The organism is Oceanobacillus sp. FSL K6-0251, from assembly GCF_038004725.1.
In the GTDB taxonomy this organism is placed as follows: domain Bacteria; phylum Bacillota; class Bacilli; order Bacillales; family Amphibacillaceae; genus Oceanobacillus; species Oceanobacillus oncorhynchi.
In genome coordinates this window covers 1,191,399-1,204,776 of record NZ_JBBORS010000001.1, presented here as the reverse complement: position 1 = coordinate 1,204,776, position 13,378 = coordinate 1,191,399, and the positions used below count along the sequence as shown (strand labels likewise).

Annotated in this window: 28 protein-coding genes; 4 read left to right on the top strand and 24 right to left on the bottom strand. The window is 37.7% G+C overall.

The features are described from left to right. Nucleotides 1-10: 10 nt before the first annotated feature. The 19 genes from MKY45_RS06155 to MKY45_RS06065 form a co-directional block, all read right to left on the bottom strand. Nucleotides 11-244 carry a hypothetical protein gene (locus tag MKY45_RS06155; RefSeq protein WP_339183273.1) on the bottom strand — a complete coding sequence of 78 codons (234 nt, stop codon included), beginning with the start codon at nt 242-244 and terminating at the stop codon, nt 11-13. Between the two features lie 51 nt (nt 245-295). Further along, entirely contained in the window at nt 296-544 is a 249-nt protein-coding gene (locus MKY45_RS06150) for a hypothetical protein (RefSeq protein WP_341172676.1), read from the bottom strand. Between the two features lie 99 nt (nt 545-643). Then, nucleotides 644-907 (bottom strand): hypothetical protein, encoded by a 264-nt coding sequence (locus MKY45_RS06145; RefSeq protein ID WP_341172675.1) that lies wholly within the window; start codon nt 905-907, stop codon nt 644-646. After that, entirely contained in the window at nt 897-1,214 is a 318-nt protein-coding gene (locus MKY45_RS06140; protein ID WP_341172674.1) for a hypothetical protein, read from the bottom strand. The genes MKY45_RS06145 and MKY45_RS06140 overlap by 11 nt, the downstream gene beginning before the upstream one ends. Before the next feature lie 46 nt (nt 1,215-1,260). Then, nucleotides 1,261-1,476 (bottom strand): hypothetical protein, encoded by a 216-nt coding sequence (locus tag MKY45_RS06135; RefSeq protein WP_341172673.1) that lies wholly within the window; start codon nt 1,474-1,476, stop codon nt 1,261-1,263. Continuing rightward, nucleotides 1,469-2,758, bottom strand: a complete 1,290-nt coding sequence (gene dnaB, locus MKY45_RS06130) for a replicative DNA helicase (protein WP_341172672.1) — start codon at nt 2,756-2,758, stop codon at nt 1,469-1,471. The genes MKY45_RS06135 and dnaB overlap by 8 nt, the downstream gene beginning before the upstream one ends. Beyond that, complete coding sequence (locus MKY45_RS06125; RefSeq protein WP_042530298.1) at nt 2,755-3,078, bottom strand: replicative helicase loader/inhibitor; 324 nt, start codon at nt 3,076-3,078, stop codon at nt 2,755-2,757. Before MKY45_RS06125 ends, dnaB begins: the two co-directional genes overlap by 4 nt. After that, on the bottom strand, nt 3,071-3,829 hold the full coding sequence (locus MKY45_RS06120) for a DnaD domain-containing protein (RefSeq protein ID WP_341172671.1): 759 nt from the start codon (nt 3,827-3,829) through the stop codon (nt 3,071-3,073). The genes MKY45_RS06125 and MKY45_RS06120 overlap by 8 nt, the downstream gene beginning before the upstream one ends. 185 nt (nt 3,830-4,014) lie before the next feature. Then, entirely contained in the window at nt 4,015-4,344 is a 330-nt protein-coding gene (locus MKY45_RS06115) for an HNH endonuclease (protein WP_341172670.1), read from the bottom strand. Between the two features lies 1 nt (nt 4,345). Continuing rightward, entirely contained in the window at nt 4,346-4,978 is a 633-nt protein-coding gene (locus tag MKY45_RS06110; protein WP_341172669.1) for an ERF family protein, read from the bottom strand. Then, nucleotides 4,975-5,187, bottom strand: coding sequence for a hypothetical protein (locus tag MKY45_RS06105; protein ID WP_341172668.1), 213 nt, complete (start codon nt 5,185-5,187; stop codon nt 4,975-4,977). The genes MKY45_RS06110 and MKY45_RS06105 overlap by 4 nt, the downstream gene beginning before the upstream one ends. Continuing rightward, entirely contained in the window at nt 5,184-5,738 is a 555-nt protein-coding gene (locus MKY45_RS06100; protein ID WP_341172667.1) for a host-nuclease inhibitor Gam family protein, read from the bottom strand. Before MKY45_RS06100 ends, MKY45_RS06105 begins: the two co-directional genes overlap by 4 nt. Continuing rightward, nucleotides 5,719-5,934: a hypothetical protein gene (locus tag MKY45_RS06095; RefSeq protein ID WP_341172666.1), complete on the bottom strand. Its 216-nt coding sequence runs from the start codon at nt 5,932-5,934 to the stop codon at nt 5,719-5,721. Before MKY45_RS06095 ends, MKY45_RS06100 begins: the two co-directional genes overlap by 20 nt. Nucleotides 5,935-5,993: 59 nt before the next feature. After that, complete coding sequence (locus MKY45_RS06090) at nt 5,994-6,149, bottom strand: hypothetical protein (RefSeq protein ID WP_341172665.1); 156 nt, start codon at nt 6,147-6,149, stop codon at nt 5,994-5,996. Between the two features lie 197 nt (nt 6,150-6,346). Next, a complete protein-coding gene (locus MKY45_RS06085; protein ID WP_341172664.1) occupies nt 6,347-6,583 on the bottom strand; it encodes a hypothetical protein in 237 nt (78 codons plus the stop codon). Nucleotides 6,584-6,670: 87 nt separating this feature from the next. Further along, nucleotides 6,671-6,964, bottom strand: coding sequence for a helix-turn-helix domain-containing protein (locus MKY45_RS06080; protein ID WP_341172663.1), 294 nt, complete (start codon nt 6,962-6,964; stop codon nt 6,671-6,673). A 109-nt stretch (nt 6,965-7,073) separates the two neighbouring features. After that, nucleotides 7,074-7,382 carry a hypothetical protein gene (locus MKY45_RS06075; protein ID WP_332094315.1) on the bottom strand — a complete coding sequence of 103 codons (309 nt, stop codon included), beginning with the start codon at nt 7,380-7,382 and terminating at the stop codon, nt 7,074-7,076. 13 nt (nt 7,383-7,395) lie between these two features. Beyond that, nucleotides 7,396-7,707, bottom strand: coding sequence for a hypothetical protein (locus tag MKY45_RS06070; protein ID WP_339236813.1), 312 nt, complete (start codon nt 7,705-7,707; stop codon nt 7,396-7,398). Next, entirely contained in the window at nt 7,707-8,507 is an 801-nt protein-coding gene (locus MKY45_RS06065) for a phage antirepressor (protein ID WP_341172662.1), read from the bottom strand. The genes MKY45_RS06070 and MKY45_RS06065 overlap by 1 nt, the downstream gene beginning before the upstream one ends. A gap of 69 nt (nt 8,508-8,576) precedes the next feature. Between MKY45_RS06065 and MKY45_RS06060 the strand changes: the two genes are divergently transcribed. Together MKY45_RS06060 and MKY45_RS23255 are read left to right on the top strand one after the other, a co-directional pair. Next, entirely contained in the window at nt 8,577-8,780 is a 204-nt protein-coding gene (locus MKY45_RS06060; RefSeq protein ID WP_332094320.1) for a hypothetical protein, read from the top strand. Nucleotides 8,781-9,023: 243 nt separating this feature from the next. Then, nucleotides 9,024-9,191, top strand: a complete 168-nt coding sequence (locus MKY45_RS23255) for a DUF7836 family putative zinc-binding protein (protein WP_445667635.1) — start codon at nt 9,024-9,026, stop codon at nt 9,189-9,191. A gap of 15 nt (nt 9,192-9,206) precedes the next feature. Here MKY45_RS23255 and MKY45_RS06055 read toward each other — a convergent pair whose 3' ends face one another. From MKY45_RS06055 to MKY45_RS06040, 5 genes are all read right to left on the bottom strand, one after another. Further along, complete coding sequence (locus MKY45_RS06055; protein WP_341172661.1) at nt 9,207-9,416, bottom strand: hypothetical protein; 210 nt, start codon at nt 9,414-9,416, stop codon at nt 9,207-9,209. Between the two features lie 85 nt (nt 9,417-9,501). After that, nucleotides 9,502-9,627, bottom strand: coding sequence for a hypothetical protein (locus MKY45_RS06050; protein WP_341172660.1), 126 nt, complete (start codon nt 9,625-9,627; stop codon nt 9,502-9,504). 410 nt (nt 9,628-10,037) lie between these two features. Then, nucleotides 10,038-11,321 (bottom strand): IS110 family transposase, encoded by a 1,284-nt coding sequence (locus MKY45_RS06045; protein ID WP_341035585.1) that lies wholly within the window; start codon nt 11,319-11,321, stop codon nt 10,038-10,040. A gap of 511 nt (nt 11,322-11,832) precedes the next feature. Further along, nucleotides 11,833-12,030, bottom strand: a complete 198-nt coding sequence (locus MKY45_RS23250) for a helix-turn-helix domain-containing protein (RefSeq protein WP_445667620.1) — start codon at nt 12,028-12,030, stop codon at nt 11,833-11,835. A gap of 3 nt (nt 12,031-12,033) precedes the next feature. Then, nucleotides 12,034-12,267, bottom strand: coding sequence for a helix-turn-helix transcriptional regulator (locus MKY45_RS06040; RefSeq protein ID WP_341172659.1), 234 nt, complete (start codon nt 12,265-12,267; stop codon nt 12,034-12,036). 151 nt (nt 12,268-12,418) lie between these two features. Between MKY45_RS06040 and MKY45_RS06035 the strand changes: the two genes are divergently transcribed. Further along, entirely contained in the window at nt 12,419-12,841 is a 423-nt protein-coding gene (locus tag MKY45_RS06035; RefSeq protein WP_341172658.1) for a helix-turn-helix domain-containing protein, read from the top strand. Between the two features lie 19 nt (nt 12,842-12,860). Further along, complete coding sequence (locus MKY45_RS06030; RefSeq protein ID WP_341172657.1) at nt 12,861-13,292, top strand: ImmA/IrrE family metallo-endopeptidase; 432 nt, start codon at nt 12,861-12,863, stop codon at nt 13,290-13,292. Nucleotides 13,293-13,378 lie beyond the last annotated feature (86 nt).

Here is a 13,378-nt window from a genome sequence, read left to right as displayed (position 1 = left end):
ATGTTTAATGCTAATCGGCACCCTGTTTTCTTTCTAACTGATTATTCAACTGCCAATAAGCATCCAAAGCATTTTCTAAATCGATTTCCAGATTGATTTTATCTAGCAGCAAATCTGCGTTCTCTTGCTTTAATTGTTCATTCTCTGCATGTACTTCTTTGACTTCGTTAGCCATAACAAACATTGCAATAACAGCACTAACCAATAAAACAGCTAACCCAGCATCTAATATCTTTTGTTTCATGCTATCCCTCCAATGCATCCAGTACCTTTTGGTTTGATCCCTCTACCTGTTTTAAGTAGCTATTAAGTCGCTCACTGCATTTTCGTCAATCAGCCACTCTTTATTTAAGATTCCATACAACGCTTGTCTGATAGAGGCATAATAGCCTTTAACTCTCCATCTGTACTTTTCTTCTTTTGTGCGTGGGTCTTTTGTTAATTCGTTCCTCTCGACCAGTACATTTCTTTCGTCATATCCAACAACACGACAGTTATCAATCTGCATAAAAACATGTGATTCTCTCTTTTCTTTGGTTGTCATGAAATAACCCTCCATTTGGTTAATTTGAGACGTTTTAACATCTTTGTATATATTTAGTCTCGAATCTATTAATCTCTTTAAATAAGGTATCTCTCGTTGCTAATTTGGCGATCTAAACGCAAAAGGTCTTTTAAAAACCCTTCGCCTTGCTAAATGGATTAATCCAAGTAAAATTTCTAATTCCGGGCGACGCTCTTTTTCTGCGATATCTCCCCACTCATAGCCTGCTTCCCAAAGAAATGCTATGCGGTCCAGCTGTTTCTTGGTGAAGGTTAGTTCCAAATCCTCAAATGCGTACACATAATCTAATCCCGGCTTAAGATGCAACTCTCGTTTATCCGTTGGAATCATTTCAGCGCTCATTGGTTGCACCTTCTTGACAGTTTTCACAATAGACCCTACCTGCTCTTATTAGATATTTCTTCTCTTCTGTGACAATGTCTGAACAGTCGAAGCATTCATGCCACCAACCATTCTGGATCGATGCTTCAATAACTTCATCAGAATTATTTTCTAATCCATCTGCGTATTTAGCTCGTCTAGCTCTTACGTTTGTCCATTCACCTTCAAGTGAGTATGCTTCGCTTTGATTTATCGCCTCACTGCGTTTTTCCGCAAATACTATTTCTTGATGCTCACCTTGTGTATCTTGAACATGCCAGGCTTTCATCACGCATACCTCCTAAGATATTCTTGAGTCTCTTTTGCAAATCTGTTCATTGATCAAAACCTCCTAATTCGCTCAATCGTCTTTCGAGATAAATTTCTCCCCTTGAATGACCCGCGCTGTGACCTAACATGAATGACTTTTTCAACGCCTGTCTTAGTTGTATTTCCGTAAGTGCTTCTTGCCTAAATTCATTTGTGACCACTTCAACCAAGACATCAAATTCCTCTTCTTTATGCTCTGCGTGCCCGATTAAATTACCCATATGCAACCTCCTCATAGTTTCTAGCTAAACTCACAAACTCCCCATATTCCTTCAAGAAAGCTAATTCCACTGTTCCGGTCGGCCCTTGTCTTTGCTTGGATATGATAATTTCAATGATGTTCTGTTTCTCTGATTCCTTATCGTAGTAATCGTCCCTGTACAGAAAACCGATTAAATCCGCATCCTGCTCAATATTTCCGGATTCCCTAAGGTCTGACATCATTGGTCGCTTGTCTTGCCTTTGTTCAACGCCTCTGGAAAGCTGTGATAGTAAAATGATTGGTATATTCAGTTCTTGTGCTAACAGTTTTAAATCTCTGGTCATCGCTCCGACTTCAAGGTCCCGGCGCTCGTGTTTCCCTGTTGAAGCTATCAGCTGCAGGTAATCAATGATGACAAGATGTTTTTCATTCGGATTGTCTTGTACAGCTTTACGGATAGATGCTTTGATCTGATTGATTGTGTTTGTCTGCTTATAAATTTCTAGCTTCCAGTTAGATATAACACCAATAGCTGTCATCGCCTTGTCGTAATCCTCTTGAGAAAAAACCATTGACTGCCATTTTTGAATGTCCACACGGCCCTCAGTTGAAATCATCCGTTTCAAAAGTGCTGCCGGTCCCATTTCCAAACTGTATATGTGTGACATGCCGCCGTTTTTGCAGTGTCCAGAGCCAATATTCAAAGCAAATGCGGTCTTTCCAACGCTTGGTCGCGCAGCGATGATAATTAAGTCTCCCGATTGCGTGCCGCCTGTCATTTCATCCAAATCTTTATAACCTGTTGGATGCCCTTTACTTTGCGATTCATCCGGATGCATCAATTCTTCTGCAATCTCCATGAGATAGTCTTTCACTGTCTTTTCGTCAGTTTGGATGCCTTCATCCTTCACTTTGTCTAAATCCACCATGAGTTTATGAAGTGATTCCTCGCTAGGTGATTTCATGTACTCAGAGGCTAATTTCTGACTTTCTCGCAATCGATAATCCTCATAAATACTAGATTCATAGTTTTTGATTGGCGCAGTGCTTGGTACGGATTCAGCCAACTCAGTGAGGTAAGTTACACCGCCAACCTCGCTTATTGAATCACCTAATTCCGTTACGACAGTGACAACATTAATCTCAATCCCTTTAGCATCTACCTTCTGCATCGCTTCATAGATGCGTTTATGTCTCGCTGAATAGAAATGTTTTGATTCAATGGTTAAATTTCCAATCAGGCTGCCTTCCAGAAGTAAAGAGCCTATTACTGATTGTTCTGCTGTTTCGTTATAATTCATTTACTTTTATCCTCAACCAGTTTTTTTACAGCTTCATAGAATTCACGTTTTTTTGATTCCGGGACCTGCGCAGCTTCACGTTTCCATCTTTCGAACTTCTCTAGGTGTTCATTCTTTTCTGGTGCATAAGCTGATATTTCTGCGATAGTCGGCGGAAACTTATTCGTTGTTACGTGTTCCTTTGCCCTCGCCATCACTCTGTCGAAATCCATGCCTTTCATAACATCTGCCCACATATCGATTTTTTCTTGTGTTACTTCAAAATTTGGATATATGGACTTGATTAGTTTAAAAAGTTCTAATACCTCTGCTTTAGTCACTGATATCAAATCCTCCCCAATCAACGCCATTGGCTTTCTTCTTAGATGAAAAATCTACAATATTACTTGTGCGTTTGTTTTTTTCTTTCACATAAATCCTGGCCTCTTCTACTGTTTTTATATTGTGCTGAACCCATTCTTTGAAAATATCTTCCACGTATTTATAAGAACGGGCGTTATACTTAGCGCCTAACTTTATAGCTGCAATTACCAGGTCATCACCAAGATCTTCACACCAGTCAATCAAAGAATCTCTGTTTAATGGATTCAGCATGCAGATATTTTCTTCAAAAAGTTTGAACGGGCTCACCTCTTCTTCTTTCTTTACATTCTTATCATTCTTTACATTCTTGTTTGTGTTCATCTGTTGTTCATTTGATGTTCTTTTGTTGTTCATCTGTTGTTCATTTATTTGGTAGTCTCCCCATTTAGTTATTGTTACTACGCTGTATTTGTTTGTTTTTTTGATGTTCAACATTTCCTGTTTTTCGAGGTTGTTCAGATACCTCCACCATGAAATCTCACTTTGCCTAAATTTAGGTTTCATACCCTTATTGAGATCTTCTGCTAGAGATTTTCTTCCAGTAATGAATTGTCCAGGTTCAAGGGTGATGACTTGGTTTCCAATTAAAACTTCTCTTTCTTTATGCGTTGCTTTCATTAAACAAAACATCCAAAGTTTTAAATAATTTGGGTCATCCCAAACTGGACTATCCATGACTTTCCTATACAGTTTTATATAACCTTCCAATATCATCACCCTTTACCTGTATTGCTTAAATTACTTATCTAGATATCTCGCACACTGCAAATCTACCTTTAACCTCTAAAATGGTATATCCGGGATACCTACGCATATAATTTAGGATGCGCTGTTTTAGCTCCTGTTCGTTTTTAGATAGCTCCCAGATATGCTCCGGGAGCCTTACGTTTGATTTATTGTGCATAATAAGCTTCCAACTCTAATTTCTTTTGCATTCGCCATTCTCTGCCAGCTCTTGTATAATCAGCGAAGTTATGGCAAGTTCCTGTATTTACAGATGGTCCACAGAGTAAAACTAGATTGACAGGAACACTACCGGGCCCACCTTGTGAAGCTTGTACTAAATGACTGATTTCAAAGGCGTATGCTCTTGTTCTTCCGCACCTCTCACATTTACCTTCTGACCTTCTCAAAACCTCGTCACGTGCTTTATTTGTAATTCTGGTAATTTCTTTTTGGGTAGGCACTCTTCTTTTGTGTTTCGGCTTTGGAACTGCTGGCATATTATGCTCCTTTCTTTTCTTCTAATCTTTTGCAAATAGCATCATATTCTTGCTTGGTAAGTTGGTATGGGTCTGTTTTATTGAATAATTGATTAATAGCGCTTTTGACATCATTAGCTGCCACACTTGCGCTTTTAGCTATTGCGTACAATCGTTTAACTTGGTTTTCAGTTAAATTCCCTTTGGATTGAGAATTTTGATTGCGATTGAAGTTTTGTTGTTGATTATTTTGGTTGTTGCCACTTGATTCATTTGCATCATCGTCCTGGTCACTTGTGATGCCGAATACCGCCGATAAGCTATATCTTTTTAAATAAGTGATTAATGAACCTGCGCCTTGTGGTGTTTGTTTCTCAGCGTTTATAAACACCGGGTCAAACTCTATAAATTCACCAGATTCATGCATCAGCATAGTAGCTACGCCAACACGCCCGTTTTCATCATTTAAAGCCCACTGAACGAATGACAATCCATGATTAGGAGCAATACTGCTGATAGCTTCAACAACGTTCTCTAATGGAACATATTTGCTTTTAAAGAAAGGATTGTCCGCATCTTTTAGAGGCTGCTTTACCTCACCCTGAAATTTAGCTAATGCTTTGCTAATTTCGACAATGGATTCAGATTTATTCATCCCTTATTCACCTCATCTTTTTTATAGGTTTTAACCTCCCCGGATAATTCTTCACACAGTTTGTCAAATTCTTCTGATTCCATTGATTCATAATCGTTTTCTAATCTGACATGCACTTTATGGTTTTTGTAATTTTCTTCTGATTCTTCCCAATGATTCATGCCTGTTCCGACATAATGTCCTCCTAAATTACTTCGTGCCCCTCTCATTCCTTATCCACCTCGACTTTAAATTCATCTTCAAGGTGCTCTATTGTGACGCCGTCTACTACTTCGCCAGTGTCTGGATCAATAAGCTTGTCCTCATTGATAACAAATGCTTTTTTTATTTCTGCTTTTTTAGGTTCTTTGGTAACTTTTAATAAGTCCTCACGTTCTAATTCTTCAAGAAATTTCACTACTGATTCATCTTTATAGTTAAATTTAGGTTGCTTCTTAACAAACTTAATGCGGCCATTCGGTAATTTCTGAGACTTAAACTTGGGGTCTTTCTCTCTTTTTTTCACAGCATAATGTGCAAGCATCCCTTGGAAATAATCAATGTCTCTCTGTGCTTTTTCTCTTTCAGATTGATACCAAGCTTCAATCTTGTCTTGCTCTTCCGTTGCTAAGGCGTTAGCTTCGATTTGTTTCTGTTGCGCTTGCTTTATTTTCCTTAATGCCCAATTGGCTTTTTCATCGGTATCTACAACAAAAGACTCACGTTCTGTCTGCTCCTGCTCTTCTAAATACTGGTTCAAGCTAGACTGTAGCTCGTTCATTGAACATCTCTCCTAACTCTTTGATAATTTGGTCAAAATCTGCTCGTACATCATTCATATGAGCTATCTCTAATTCTTGTAAATCGTCAATAGTTCCGCCTTTCCAAGCGATTTTGCTAACAGTACGATTGAATGCTTCATCATCAGATAAACCTGATGCCATGTAATTCTTGTATATTTGGACAAAACGATTCATTGCCAAATCCTCCTTAGTGCCGTATAATAGGCACGTAAATAGTTTTCCACTATGATTGTTTAAAGCGCCTTTGCAGAGGTGCTTTTTTTATATCTCTCTTCAATATCCTTCATCCATTTAATCGGATCCCAATAATCTCCGGGCTTGTCCTCTAATCGTTTTTGTAGTGTTGGATATCCAGTGCGTAAGGTATTTTCAATATCTGGATGGTCCATATTAAGCACCCTTTCTTTGCGTTTTGTCATACCAAATTTGTATAAGAATCTCTTTGTGGCTGTCTTTAAGCGACTGCCAATTACCAGCTCTGATTTTCATTTCATTCCCTCCTATACGTTAATCATCATGTAATAAAGAAACGTCATTGCCCCTACAAAACCCAATCCATAGAACCACTTGATAAAACGTTCGCTTCTCATATCCGGGACCTCAATACTTCTCCATGTGACTTACTGATATTATTCAGCAATGCTTTAACAGCACGGTTCTTGCTTTCTTCTCCAATGTTTCTTAATGCGTTTAAAGATTTTTGAGCGTCTAGATAAAACTGGTCAGACTTCTCAAATTCTCCTTTTTCAATGGCTTGCATCCCTAACTTGCAGCAATCAATAAAACACTGACTTTGTTTTTCCAATCTTTCGATAATATCCATCGCATGTACCCCCCTAAATTTGCGTAATGATAATGAATAAAGCTAAAATAATTCCGATATAAGCAAGTCCGCTATCGCCTTTTTCTTTCACCAAATCCCTCCTAAAGCCATCAATATTGTTCCGACGCTGTTTATCGTGTCCGTGACGTTTGAAATTAGATCAGCTGCAATTGTCAAATCGATGTTACAAGCAATCGCTATTAGTACATCTTGCGAATTAGTCACCTTCGCCCATCGGAAATAATCTTCTGTTCGAATTGAAACTAGCCCTCGCTCAATTTTTGATAAATTTACTCTGGACATATGCAGCTTGGGAGCAAGTTGTTCTTGGCTCAATCCTCTCCTTTTACGCATGAATTTCAGTGATTCTTCAACATTCAATTTTTCTCACCTCCTCCGAATGTTCATGACGTGAACATGTTCAAAGGGAGACCAGTATTCATAGATTGATAGAGTTATAATGTAATTACCGACAACCCTCAGTTGGTTTCTAGTTTGCTTGTTTTAATAGGTTTACACGCTCGATGTTTTCGGACGCATTAGCCCACTTGATCACCTCGTCTCTTGGGTATCTTGCGTTCACAATTTTCGATTTTGGGAAACCACTCATACGAATGATGTTTTCCACAGACGCTTTAGAGACTTGGAAATAGTCTGCGACATCTTCTTTTTTAAACATTGGAGGATAAGATTGATTAGTACGTGCATCATCAAGACCTTGGTTGTAGGCTCGTCTGCATAGTTCTTTCAATCTTTCCTCGAATAATCTGGCTTCGAGTTCTTGGATTTCTTGAGACATTTAGATCACTCCTTTAAATTAATGTGATAATGCAGTAAGTCTCTTCGTCATTCTTTGAAGAAAACACCACAGAATCATTAGAAAGATTGGTATTGTAAATTTGACTGGAAAAATCAACGTTTGTTCCGTCAGCAAATCTTATACCGATAAAATTTTCTGTTTCGAAATCAAGAAATGAGACATATTCGGCTACGTTCAAGACAGATACAGATGGTTCCGACGGAACATCATGATGGTAATATTCAGCTAATACCTTTTGATTGGTGAAACCTTTTAATCTATTGAAACTAACCGGAAAACTGTTGAACTGTTTGATTTCAGCCATTAAATCACCGCCAATTCCGGCAATAATTTGTTTACAAAATAAATTTGACCTTTTCCTGTAACTTTAGTTGTCCTGGTTTGACGTATAGCGCCGCCGGTTCCAGTTCTTACGCCTTTCTTTATTGCCAATATTCCTAAATCGAGAGAACGCTGCGTCGGCAAGTTGTACATGTCTCCTGCTTTTCTGCAGACATAACCGTTATCTCTTAACCATGTATAAAATCGTATTTCTCCAGTTTCAAGGCCTTTTTGTTTCAGTAGATTTGCCATTTCTTTAACGGTGATTAGGTCATTAGAAACTTCATAGGCATCAGCGAAGACAACTTTTGGCTTTTGGGTTTCAATAGTAGTTACTAATTTTTGATTTTCATTCACTAAATACTTATTTTGTTCAAGTGTTGAAGCAACTGCATGTTTAGAATTCTCATCTAGTTGTGGTAACCAGGAATTAACAAAATCTATTGCTCTGTTTTCTTGAACGTACCCACCAGTTTTTCTAATTGAGGGTATGACATCAATTGCTAACCAGTCTTGAAATCTTTCAGCAATTTCGTTTTTAGCTTTGAATGCTAATTTGTAAACCAGTGGTTCTGGGATAAAATCACCTTTCGCCACTTGTGGCAAATTGTCAGGTAGATAAGAATTGACTCTTGACCACCGAATTGTTTCGTTGCCACTTCTGGCAACGGTAGTAAATCCTAGCGACCGAGCCACCTGTTCAACATCGAATGATGGTTCACCATTAATTATTTTTGCAGTAACCTTAAACAATTCATTTTCGAATACTTGTAATTGATTCATTTTGGTTCCTCCTGTATTTTTATTTCCATCCTTTTCTAGTAAACTGGTACTAGAAGGGAGGGATATATCATGAGTGAAAAATCAGCAGATGAAATTGCTGCAGAATTAACGATTGCTTTATTGGAACATAATTCAAAGTTAGTAAGAGCTAATGGGCAATCTACTAACGGGTTAGACAACGCTACTGGTGTGGCAAAAGATTTTTACTTCCTTCGCGAAGTTGTTCGCGGTAATGTAAATCCGTATCAAGAGAAGAAACAGAAATCAGATTAGATAATGCATTAACTAGCTCCGGTAAGAGTTGCAGCTCTTCGCTGGAGCTACTTTCAATAATTTTTTGAATATAGTTGGATAAAACAGTTATCGTTTCGTTTATTTGGTCCATATGTTTCACTCCTTAGAAGGTTTTCCCTCACTTCCTGTCGAATATTGCCGTTGGGGGGGGCAATTTTAGGAAGTAGGGGTTAATTGAGTAAAATTAATTTAGATTCATTAATTGGCGACGAAAAGGTCGATATGAATTGTCCGGGGTGTGGACATAAATTCAAAGTGAAATTTAAAAATATATCTAAATCTGGTAGCAAGGTTAAATGCCCAAAATGCCGAAGTAACATCACAGTAGAACAAGATAACAAAACAAAGAGAGACTTCCGGGAGACAAATAAAATACTGAAAAAATTCTAGTGAGTAATAATTAAATCAGTTGCCCCCTCCCATTTTTCTAAAATCTTCTTTTAAATCTTCCTTAAGCTCTGTTAGTCGCTCGACTTCTTTTGTTAATTTGCGAACCTCTTTTCGCAGTTGCTTTGCTTCTGCGTATAATTCGGTAATATCATCTTTCATTTTAGATATAGCGACGCTCATTTGTTGTTGGATTCTTGATACTGTATTTTTTCTTTTATGAAACATTGGTTAGCCTCATTTCTGTGTTTTTTTAGGGTGTTGGTTGATATATTGTTTCTGGAAATTTTCGTATAACATTTTTCTCACTAGATCATAGACTGTCTTGTATTTGACCAAAATCTGCATGAATGTTTATTAATAAAGTCATTTGATTTTTCGAGTTATCGATGCTGTAGTTTTCTATTCCGGCTAAAACATCTGGTTTTTCTGTTGGCATTTGTTGACCTCCCTCTATATACTTAAAATATCTCCGAAATGCTCTTGTTTTCTTAGAATTTCTTAAACATCCAATTTGGGGTTGGATAGTGGGGGTGGAGCGTTTGTCAGAATACAGAATATTCTAATGCACTCCTAGCCATCCTAACGACCAAACAGGTAGTATTTGGTAAAAAATGGTGTAACCATGCTTGGTAACTCCACACTTCTTATGGTCGCTCACCCTCCCATGTATCACGGGATTGGTATCCATACATTCCCTCGTCCTGCGTATCCACAAGGTGGAGGTCGGAATAAGCTCCTATGCTGGGTCTAGCCCGAATGGAAAAAATAAGCTCCGACTCCGCATTATTGGTGTTTGTGTATTCTAAGTTCCCAAGGTCATTTGTTGCTATTTCTTTCTTCTACAGCTTAAGCTGCCTGTAAAGTTTCTATCTGAGGTAAACCTTTCAATAACTTGCTTCCATCAAATTCACACTGTTTTTGACCAATGACAAACAAGGCACGTAATAATTTCCCACACAACGCAATCAATGATTGTTGTTTCTTTAATGGATTTTCCGGGCGGGTCGTGTAATACCTATGCAAGGTTTGAAACGTCGGATTATTCGCTACGAGCGGTCGTATCGCTAAATAAATCGCCTTTCGCAGTTTCTTCCGTCCGCGTTTCGTTATTTTCGTTTCCCCTTTGAATTTCCCGGAACTGTGCTCCCGCAACGATAAGCCGGCCAGATTCACGAGTTGTTGCGGATGATGATAATTTGATATATCTCCTACTTCCGCGAAAAAGGTAGCTACGGTTGTTACTCCCAGTCCTTTGATAGCCAGCATTTCTTTTGCTCCTGGTATCTCTCCTAAGAGCGCCTCTATTTCCAAATCCAGCTCTTTCAATTGTTCTGCATACAGCTCATATTGGTCTAATAAGCTGTGTAGCTCTTGTCTGGCAAAGCGTAAGCCGATTTCTATGCCAACACTCTTCTTCGCTTTGTCTACCAGTTTGGTTGCTCGTTTGATACCAACACCACGTTTAACGACCGTTTGCCATTCCTCCAGTACGTCTTCTGGCGTTTTATCACGAATATCAGATGGAAATGGAAATGCCCGTAACGTATATAATGCGGCCTTTCCATTCCATTGTTTAAATACATCCTGAAACTCTGGAAAATAGCGCTGCATGTTATTTTGTATACGTCCTTCCGTAACTGTCTGCTGTTTGATGAGTTGATCTCGTAGTTTCATGGCTTCTCTTAACTCGGCATAGATGCCGTCGAGAAGGTTTGGTATAGAGTATCTCCCATCCTTCACCAGCTGGGCAATCACGCGCGCATCTTTGGTATCATTTTTCGTTGGCGAGTTATCATCCAGTTCTTTTGCTTTCTTGACATGCATCGGATTAACCAATACAAAATCCGTATCCTTGCTGATCAGATAATAACCTAAACTCATCCAATAGTGACCTGTTGGCTCAGCTCCTATGATGACATGGTTTTTATCGTGTTCTTTCTGGAGCTTTGAAATCCATTCCAGTAGGATTTCAAAGCCTTCTATTCGGTTTTCAAAGATCAATCTTTTCCCAAATTCATAGCCTCTGTCGTCCTGTGCTCGTGCCACATGTTTGTCTTTGGCAATGTCTATTCCCACTACAAGTGTAGATGGTGTGATTTGCGATATTTTGTGATTTTGATTATAATTCATGGATGAGTCCTCCTTGGTATTTTTTAATTTCGGGGTCATTGCAATGACACCCTGTACTATACCAAGAGGGCTCTTTTTTGTTCAAACCTCAAATTTCTTCATTACAGGAATGCTCCTATAGGGTTTGTTAGAAACAATGTGTTCTAAAATAATTAATAGATATTCACTATTAGTGAATTAATTGGTATAATATTTTTGTTCAATACCTTAAACAGAGGGAGTGGTTTTTTTGTCCACATTTTTGAACAAAACTGTGATTCTATAAGCTGGTAATTCCGCTTGGTGATCGCCAGTTGTCACCCTTCGATGAGTCAGCATCGTAAAAATGATTATGAATTTTTATCTCACTAAAATCTTTACAACCGAGATAAAAATTCTAGACTGTAGGAATTAGAGTTTATACTCCTTGCAGTGCTGGGGACGATACCAGTGAAGTTGTGGTAGTTGCCCTTATCAGCTAGAATCTCTAAAAATTTCCGTGGCACTTTTCTAATAAGGGTAGAAAAGTGTCTTACTCAAAAAAGTTATTCATATCTACTTTTGAACCAAAAGATGCTTTTAATTTCTTTAAGAATTGGTAACTCGGCTCTTTGAAATCACCTTCAATTTTTGAATAATAGGAAATCGATACACCGATTTTTTCAGCCATCTCAGTTTGAGATAATTGCAAGTCATTGCGTAGTTGCTTCAGTTTTTTTATTGAAATCACCTCCTATACGATTTGTTTTTGTTTGTTGGACGAAACGTCCAAATCTTGATTAAAAAAAAGATCATCTACTGTAGAAGATAGAATGTCAGCTATCTTTTTAGCTAAATCAACATTCGGTCTTCTAATACCTTGCTCAATTTTGTAATAATAAGATGCAGAAATATCCAGTTTTTCGGCGAATAACTCAACATCTTTATAGCCTTTTTCAATCCTGGTAACTCTTAAATTTTTTCTCATTTTTCTCACCGCCTTTCTGGACGTTTTGTCTTATAAATTAATAATAATGGACAATACGTCTAATGTCAATAAGTTTTTATCCATTTCGTCCAATTTTATTTATTTATTGGACATATAGTGTAAAATAGAAGTTAATTGGAGGATAAAAATTATGAAATTTAGTGATAGATTAAAACAATTAAGAAATGAAAAGAAACTGTCTAGAAAGGACATGGCCAAAAAAATTGGAGTCTCTTACTCAGCTATTGCAAAATACGAAACGGGCATTAGAGAGCCTGACTATGACACATTAATTAAATTTTCCAGGTTTTTCGATGTGACTTCGGACTATTTGTTAGGACGAACAAACGACCCTGATTTAACCGCTGTAGATGAGAAAGACATCGCTAAAAGAATGGCGATAATAAAAAAAGATTTAGAAGAAGGAACTGGAGAAGATGGATTGAATTTTATGGGCGAACCAATGAGTGAAGATGCAAAAGAATCTTTATTGGAAGCACTTGAATACGCTGAGAGACAAGCTACTAGAATCAATAAAAAATACGCCCCAAACAAACACAAAAAGAAACAGTAACTTACCAGGGGGTCTATAAATGTGGATTAAGGAAACTGTAGAGAACATAACAAAAAAGTATAAAACTAACAATCCATTCGAAATAATTGCTGCAAAAAACATAATTCTCGTCGAAAGAGATATGGACGAAGAAATTTATGGTTTTTATAAGTATATAAGAAGGAATAAGTTTATTTTTCTCAATTCCAAATTGAACAATCCTACCAAAAGGTTTACCAGTGCGCATGAATTGGCACATGTGGAATTGCACACTAAGACTAACACACCCTTTCTACGCAGAAACACTCTGCTTTCTGTTGATAGAATAGAGCAAGAAGCGAACAGGTTTGCTGTAGAATTACTATTGCCGGATGAATCAATTTATCGATATAAGGATACGAATTTGTCTATAAAAGAAATCGGTGGCATATACAGTGTTCCAGAAGAAGTGACTCACCTTAAAAAATTTTAGTATTAAAATAGGTATATATAACTCGAAGCCTGCGTTCTTAGTTCTGTTGTATTTAAAAATACGATAATACATACATAGCCATTGGC

Coding starts and splice junctions, on each gene's coding strand:
- MKY45_RS06110 (WP_341172669.1), bottom strand. CDS start 4,978: ATGAATAAATCTGAATCCATTGTCGAAATTAGCAAAGCATTAGCTAAA.
- MKY45_RS06135 (WP_341172673.1), bottom strand. CDS start 1,476: ATGGGTAATTTAATCGGGCACGCAGAGCATAAAGAAGAGGAATTTGAT.
- MKY45_RS06085 (WP_341172664.1), bottom strand. CDS start 6,583: ATGGATATTATCGAAAGATTGGAAAAACAAAGTCAGTGTTTTATTGAT.
- MKY45_RS06060 (WP_332094320.1), top strand. CDS start 8,577: ATGAGTGAAAAATCAGCAGATGAAATTGCTGCAGAATTAACGATTGCT.
- MKY45_RS06095 (WP_341172666.1), bottom strand. CDS start 5,934: ATGAATCGTTTTGTCCAAATATACAAGAATTACATGGCATCAGGTTTA.
- MKY45_RS06140 (WP_341172674.1), bottom strand. CDS start 1,214: ATGAAAGCCTGGCATGTTCAAGATACACAAGGTGAGCATCAAGAAATA.
- MKY45_RS06115 (WP_341172670.1), bottom strand. CDS start 4,344: ATGCCAGCAGTTCCAAAGCCGAAACACAAAAGAAGAGTGCCTACCCAA.
- MKY45_RS06030 (WP_341172657.1), top strand. CDS start 12,861: ATGTGGATTAAGGAAACTGTAGAGAACATAACAAAAAAGTATAAAACT.
- MKY45_RS23255 (WP_445667635.1), top strand. CDS start 9,024: ATGAATTGTCCGGGGTGTGGACATAAATTCAAAGTGAAATTTAAAAAT.
- dnaB (WP_341172672.1), bottom strand. CDS start 2,758: ATGAATTATAACGAAACAGCAGAACAATCAGTAATAGGCTCTTTACTT.
- MKY45_RS06145 (WP_341172675.1), bottom strand. CDS start 907: ATGAGCGCTGAAATGATTCCAACGGATAAACGAGAGTTGCATCTTAAG.
- MKY45_RS06150 (WP_341172676.1), bottom strand. CDS start 544: ATGACAACCAAAGAAAAGAGAGAATCACATGTTTTTATGCAGATTGAT.
- MKY45_RS06050 (WP_341172660.1), bottom strand. CDS start 9,627: ATGCCAACAGAAAAACCAGATGTTTTAGCCGGAATAGAAAACTACAGC.
- MKY45_RS06070 (WP_339236813.1), bottom strand. CDS start 7,707: ATGGCTGAAATCAAACAGTTCAACAGTTTTCCGGTTAGTTTCAATAGA.
- MKY45_RS06040 (WP_341172659.1), bottom strand. CDS start 12,267: ATGAGAAAAAATTTAAGAGTTACCAGGATTGAAAAAGGCTATAAAGAT.
- MKY45_RS06075 (WP_332094315.1), bottom strand. CDS start 7,382: ATGTCTCAAGAAATCCAAGAACTCGAAGCCAGATTATTCGAGGAAAGA.
- MKY45_RS06155 (WP_339183273.1), bottom strand. CDS start 244: ATGAAACAAAAGATATTAGATGCTGGGTTAGCTGTTTTATTGGTTAGT.
- MKY45_RS06065 (WP_341172662.1), bottom strand. CDS start 8,507: ATGAATCAATTACAAGTATTCGAAAATGAATTGTTTAAGGTTACTGCA.
- MKY45_RS06105 (WP_341172668.1), bottom strand. CDS start 5,187: ATGAGAGGGGCACGAAGTAATTTAGGAGGACATTATGTCGGAACAGGC.
- MKY45_RS06090 (WP_341172665.1), bottom strand. CDS start 6,149: ATGGACCATCCAGATATTGAAAATACCTTACGCACTGGATATCCAACA.
- MKY45_RS06045 (WP_341035585.1), bottom strand. CDS start 11,321: ATGAATTATAATCAAAATCACAAAATATCGCAAATCACACCATCTACA.
- MKY45_RS06035 (WP_341172658.1), top strand. CDS start 12,419: ATGAAATTTAGTGATAGATTAAAACAATTAAGAAATGAAAAGAAACTG.
- MKY45_RS06055 (WP_341172661.1), bottom strand. CDS start 9,416: ATGTTTCATAAAAGAAAAAATACAGTATCAAGAATCCAACAACAAATG.
- MKY45_RS06100 (WP_341172667.1), bottom strand. CDS start 5,738: ATGAACGAGCTACAGTCTAGCTTGAACCAGTATTTAGAAGAGCAGGAG.